Annotated in this window: 5 protein-coding genes; all 5 read left to right on the plus strand. The window is 29.1% G+C overall.

Annotation, left to right across the window (positions count from 1 at the left end; translation table 11 throughout):
* The first annotated feature begins 115 nt into the window (after nt 1–115).
* Complete coding sequence (locus E6248_RS12155) at nt 116–817, plus strand: M15 family metallopeptidase (RefSeq protein WP_316341067.1); 702 nt, start codon at nt 116–118, stop codon at nt 815–817.
* A gap of 427 nt (nt 818–1,244) precedes the next feature.
* A complete protein-coding gene (locus E6248_RS12160) occupies nt 1,245–2,594 on the plus strand; it encodes an MATE family efflux transporter (protein ID WP_316341068.1) in 1,350 nt (449 codons plus the stop codon).
* Nucleotides 2,595–2,721: 127 nt separating this feature from the next.
* Complete coding sequence (locus tag E6248_RS12165) at nt 2,722–3,966, plus strand: hemolysin family protein (protein ID WP_316341069.1); 1,245 nt, start codon at nt 2,722–2,724, stop codon at nt 3,964–3,966.
* A 150-nt stretch (nt 3,967–4,116) separates the two neighbouring features.
* Nucleotides 4,117–4,566 carry a nucleoside deaminase gene (locus E6248_RS12170; protein ID WP_316341070.1) on the plus strand — a complete coding sequence of 150 codons (450 nt, stop codon included), beginning with the start codon at nt 4,117–4,119 and terminating at the stop codon, nt 4,564–4,566.
* Nucleotides 4,567–5,337 (plus strand): prolipoprotein diacylglyceryl transferase, encoded by a 771-nt coding sequence (lgt, locus tag E6248_RS12175; protein ID WP_316341071.1) that lies wholly within the window; start codon nt 4,567–4,569, stop codon nt 5,335–5,337.
* The last annotated feature ends 349 nt before the right edge of the window (nt 5,338–5,686 follow it).

Below are 5,686 nucleotides of genomic sequence, written 5' to 3' on the forward strand. Positions count from 1 at the left end.
AATATATATTAATTTACACTATTAAAAATAAGTTGGACAATCTTTTGATAAATTTATGATTTAATATAATTCCAACTTTCAGATTTTAAGTGTTACACATTAGGAGGAAATTTATATGATTACTAAAAATAAAAATATAAGTAAGAACAATTTAAATATAAGAAAGAGGAAAAAGAGAAAGAGAAAAGTTAAATTACTAGTTTCTATTTTATGTGGAGTATTATTAATTGCTGTAGTGATGGCAACATTATATAATAGAAAAAATGAATATTTAATTTTAGTAAATAAGGAGAATAAAATTAGTCATAAATATGTACCCAATGATTTAACTGTGCCATATGTTAGGTTTAATGCTTCTAGTGATATGGATAAGAATATGAGGTTAGAAGCTGCTAATGCCTTAGAAAATATGTTTAATGATGCTGAGAGAGATGGAATAATTCTTTATGGAATTTCAGGATATAGATCTTATGAGTATCAACAAAGTGTATATGATAATAGTGTAGCTACACAAGGACAAGATTATACTAATAAATATGTCGCAGTACCTGGGACTAGTGAACATCAAACTGGATTAGTAATGGATGTAGCATCTGAGGGCTATTTTTCCTTAGAGAGTAACTTTGAAGAGTCAGATGCATTTAAATGGCTTTCGCAAAATATGAGTAACTATGGTTTTATAATTAGATATCCTAAGGGGAAAGAAGATATAACTGGATATAATTATGAACCATGGCATTTAAGATATGTAGGTGTAGGGCCAGCAAAAGAAATAACTGATAATGGATTGACACTGGAAGAATATTTAACAAATTAATCATTATAATTAAATGTTTATAGGGACAGTTGAGATGCTTGTATAAAGTCGTGAAAATATCGTCTTAATATTGTTAATAATATAAGTGTTTTAAATTTAAGTAAACTTCATAAAAAGTAAGAATTCACTATGAACATAATGAATTCTTACTTTTTCTTATACTATTATTTATTTTTAATCTATATATTCATCCTATTATTTATTATCTTCTAAAATCTTTTCTTAGAAATTTTTATAACTTTTATTTCAATTAATGAAGAAGCTATAGTTAATTTAGAATCCATTATCTTGACAAACTTCTTTTATTATAAGAAAATATCAAGAGTAATTATACGTAAGCAAAGAGCAGATGGGCGGCTTGACTACCCATTTGCTCTTTTTTCTTTTGTAAAAAATAAAAATTTAATAGTAAACCTAGGAGGAAGTCATGAGAAAAGTATTTAAAGATAAGGCTTTTATAACAACGATGCTGACATTGGCATTGCCAATAACATTACAAAGCTTTATAACATCATCATTAAACTTAGTAGATAACCTAATGATAGGAAAGTTAGGAGAAGAAGCAATTGCTGCAGTTGGACTAGCTAATCAATACTTCTTTATTTTTACGTTATGCCTTTCAGGGATAAATGCAGGAGCAAGTGTATTTATGTCTCAGTATTGGGGAAAGAAAGATGTTAAAAGTATAAAGAAGGTATTAGGATTAGACTTAAGTATAGGATTTATAGCATCTATAGTATTTGGTGGAGCTGCACTTATTTTTGCTGAGCCAATAATGGGATTATTATCTAGAGATACAATGGTAATAGAACTTGGAAGTCAATACTTAAGAATAATAGGAATCACTTTTATCTTTACTAATTTCACTCAAGGTTTTTCATCAGCATTAAGAAGCTCAGAACAACCTAAAGTTCCAATGTATGCTAGTTTAATAGGTGTTATATGTAATGCATTCTTAAACTGGGTATTTATATTTGGTAATCTAGGGGCTAAACCAATGGGAGTTGCTGGAGCTGCTTTAGCTACTTCTATAGCTCGTGCTTTAGAGTTAGCTTATATCATTTATATGATTTATGTAAAAAATAATATAGTAGCTTCAAAAATTAAAGAATTATTTGCTTTTGACTTTAGCTTTGTAAAGACTTATTTCAATACATCAATAGCAGTTATAGCAAACGAATTATTATGGTCACTAGGAATGACTGCATTTTCTATAGCATATGCTCAAATAGGGACGAGTGCAGTAGCTACTATGCAGATTGCAACTACATTAAATAATATGTTTATGGTGCTTTGTATAGGATTAGCTTCAGCAGCAGCTATTATGGTAGGTAATAAGATAGGGGCTAATGAAGAAGAAGTAGCAGTAGATTATTCACATAAGATAGGAAAGGTTGCTCCAGCTTTAGGGTTAATTATAGGTATAGCATTATGGGTATTAGCACCTGCTATAGTAAGACCTTTTAATGTAGAAGCTGAGACTTTTAAAGCAACTGTAACTGTTTTAAGAATAATGGCATTGATATGCCCTATAAGATCTTATAACGTAGTTATGATAGTTGGAATATTTAGAGGGGGCGGAGATACTCTTTACTCTACATTAGTACAACTAGGAACAATTTGGTTCTATGCAGTACCTATGGCTTTCATAGGAGCAATAGTATTATCACTACCAGTTACAGCAGTGTATTTCTTAATATGTTCAGAAGAATTTATAAAAATAATCTTTGAAAGAAGTAGGCTAAAATCAGGCAAGTGGATAAGAAGTGTAGTATAGGATAGCAGGGAAGATAAGAAATTAGCATACTAACTGATTAAAATTTTTATTAAAATTAATTTTTTGAATTTTTTATATGATATAATAGAAAAATAAAATTATTAAAAATTTAGGATGGTGAATTAAATTGGAGAGTTATACGTGGCAGATAATATTATTAGTAATATTATTAATTATGTCAGGATTTTTCTCTATGTCAGAAACAGCCTTAATGGCACTAAGTAAAATTAGAATAAGACATATGGTAGATGAGGGAGTTAAGGGGGCTAAGTTAGTTGAGAAGCTAACTGAAGATCCAAGCAGGTTATTAGGAGCGATATTAATTGGTAATAACATAGTTAATATAGGTGCATCTGCACTTGCAACATCAATTGCAGTTAAAACTATTGGAGAAAGTGGAGTTGGATTAGTTACTGTTATTATGACTATTTTGGTTTTAATATTTGGTGAAATTACTCCTAAGTCAATAGCTAAGCAGAATTCTGAAAAGGTTGCATTAAGGGTAAGTAAGATTATAAATATAGTAGTTAAGGTTTTTAGACCGTTTATATTTATATTTACTGCTATATCTAGTTTGTTTATTAGACTTTTAGGAGGAGATCCTAAGGCTACAGAACCATTTATTACAGAAGAAGAATTAAAAACAATGGTTGGTGTAAGTGAAGAAGAGGGCGTACTTGAAGATGTTGAAAAGGAAATGATTTTTAACGTTTTTGAATTTGCAGATGCTCAAGTAAAAGATGTAATGGTACAAAGAGTAGACGTAGTTGCAGTAGATATGAATGCTACTTACGATGAAGTAATAGATATAATAAAGACTGAGCAATTTTCTAGGATACCAGTGTATAATCAAACTATAGATAATGTTATTGGTATATTAAATGTAAAAGATCTAATAATAGCTTTTGAAAGTAAGGAAAACTTTAAGGTTTCAGATTATATGAGAGAGCCTTATTATACTTATGAATTTAAGAAAATTACTGAGTTATTTAATGAAATGAAAAGTACAAGAAACCATATGTCAGTTGTATTAGATGAGTATGGTGGAAATGTTGGTATAGTTACTATTGAAGACTTAATAGAAGAAGTAGTTGGTGAAATCGAAGACGAATATGATGATGAAGTTGATGATGAAATTATAGTAGTTAAGGAAGATGAATATATTGTAGATGGAAGCGCAAGACTTGATCATATTGGTGAATTAATAGGCGTGACTATGGAATCAGAAGAGTTTGATTCAGTAGGTGGATTAGTTATTGGAGAGCTTGGAAGATTCCCAGAACAAGATGAAGAAGTGAAAATAAATAATATTAAGTTTATAGTAGAAGAAATAGATAAAAATAGAATTAAAAGAGTTAGAATATTTACTTAGTAAAACTATAGGGCTGTCGAAAGACGGCCCTAATTAATAATATAAACTATTAATTTTAGATTGTTTAAAGCGATGTTATACTTTAATATGTAATAAAATCACTTTAAAAGTTGGAAAATTTATATAATAATATAATTAGAGGTATTGTAAATGGACTTTATGGAAATTGCATTAGAAGAGGCCACAAAGGCTTTTAGTAAAGGGGAAGTGCCTGTTGGGGCAGTTATAGTTAAGGATGGAAAAATAATAGCTAGAAATCATAATTTAAAGGAAAGTTTAAATTTAACTATTGCTCATGCAGAAATACTAGCCATTAAAGAAGCATCTAAGAAATTAAATAACTGGAGACTATCAGGATGTGAAATGTATGTAACATTAGAACCATGTCCTATGTGTGCAGCTGCAATAGCTCAAAGTAGAATATCAAAGTTATATATAGGAACCTTTAATAAAGATATGGGAGCCTGTGGATCTACTGTAAACTTATTAGATTATGATATATTCAATTGGAAAGTTGATGTAAAATGGTGTTATAATGAAGAATGCAGTAGTTTATTAACAAGATTTTTTAAAAATAAAAGAAATATAAGGAGGGATTAGATGAATCCAGTAGCGTTTAATGTATTTGGTTTAGAAATAAGGTGGTATGGAGTAATAATTTCTATGGGGGTTGTTGCTGCTATGCTATTAATATATATACTAGCAGAGAAAAAAGATCTAAATTACGATACTATAATAGATGCATTTTTAGTTACTTTCCCAATATCAATAATAGGGGCAAGAGTATACTATGTAGCCTTTGAATTTGAAAATTTCAATTCATTTAAGGATATGATAAATATTAGAAATGGTGGAATGGCTATTCACGGAGGGGTAATAGCAGCATTACTAGCAGGATATGTCTTTGCTAAGTATAGAAAGATTAATTTCTTAAAGTATGTTGATGTAATAATGCCAGGTGTTATTTTGGCACAAGCTATAGGTAGATGGGGAAACTTCATGAATCAAGAGGCTCATGGTGGACCTGTAACTCAAGAATTTATAAGCAAATTCCCAGAGTTTATACAACAAGGAATGTTAATTAAAGGTACTTATTATCATCCAACTTTCTTATATGAGTCTATATGGAATTTGTTAGTTTGTGGAATATTAGTTTATATTCTTTTAAAGAAAAAGGAAGGAAAAGATGGAGTTATCCTTGGAGGATATATGATTCTGTATTCTATAGGAAGATTCTTTATTGAAGGGTTAAGAACTGATAGTTTAATGTTTATGGGACTGAGAACTGCACAAATAGTAAGTTTAATCGGAATAGTATTAGGTATAGGACTTATTATTTGGGTTAATAAAAAGAATAAAAATCAAGCATAGATATAAATTAAGTAGGTATGTTATACCTACTTTTTATTTTAAATAATAATTTTTAATAATTAAAATTTTAATTTAGGTTAAAATAATTAAGTAAAATTTAAATCACCTTATTAATTATTTAACTTTTAATTGGATGTCTTTACAATAGCCGCCATCTTTTTAAATCTTGCAATATTTATTGGTATATGATAATATATAGCAGTAGTTAAGTTAAATAGCTATATAAGCAATTCAAAATCAAAGATTTTGGTATTGAACAACTTATTATATTTAAGTTAATAGAGAGTTTTAATAATATGGAGAGATGTCCGAGTGGTCGAAGGAGCACGCCTGGAAAGCGTGTATAGGG

Source organism: Clostridium sp., assembly GCF_032552055.1.
Lineage (GTDB): Bacteria > Bacillota > Clostridia > Clostridiales > Clostridiaceae > Clostridium.

Coding starts and splice junctions, on each gene's coding strand:
- E6248_RS12155 (WP_316341067.1), top strand. CDS start 116: ATGATTACTAAAAATAAAAATATAAGTAAGAACAATTTAAATATAAGA.
- E6248_RS12160 (WP_316341068.1), top strand. CDS start 1,245: ATGAGAAAAGTATTTAAAGATAAGGCTTTTATAACAACGATGCTGACA.
- E6248_RS12170 (WP_316341070.1), top strand. CDS start 4,117: ATGGACTTTATGGAAATTGCATTAGAAGAGGCCACAAAGGCTTTTAGT.
- lgt (WP_316341071.1), top strand. CDS start 4,567: ATGAATCCAGTAGCGTTTAATGTATTTGGTTTAGAAATAAGGTGGTAT.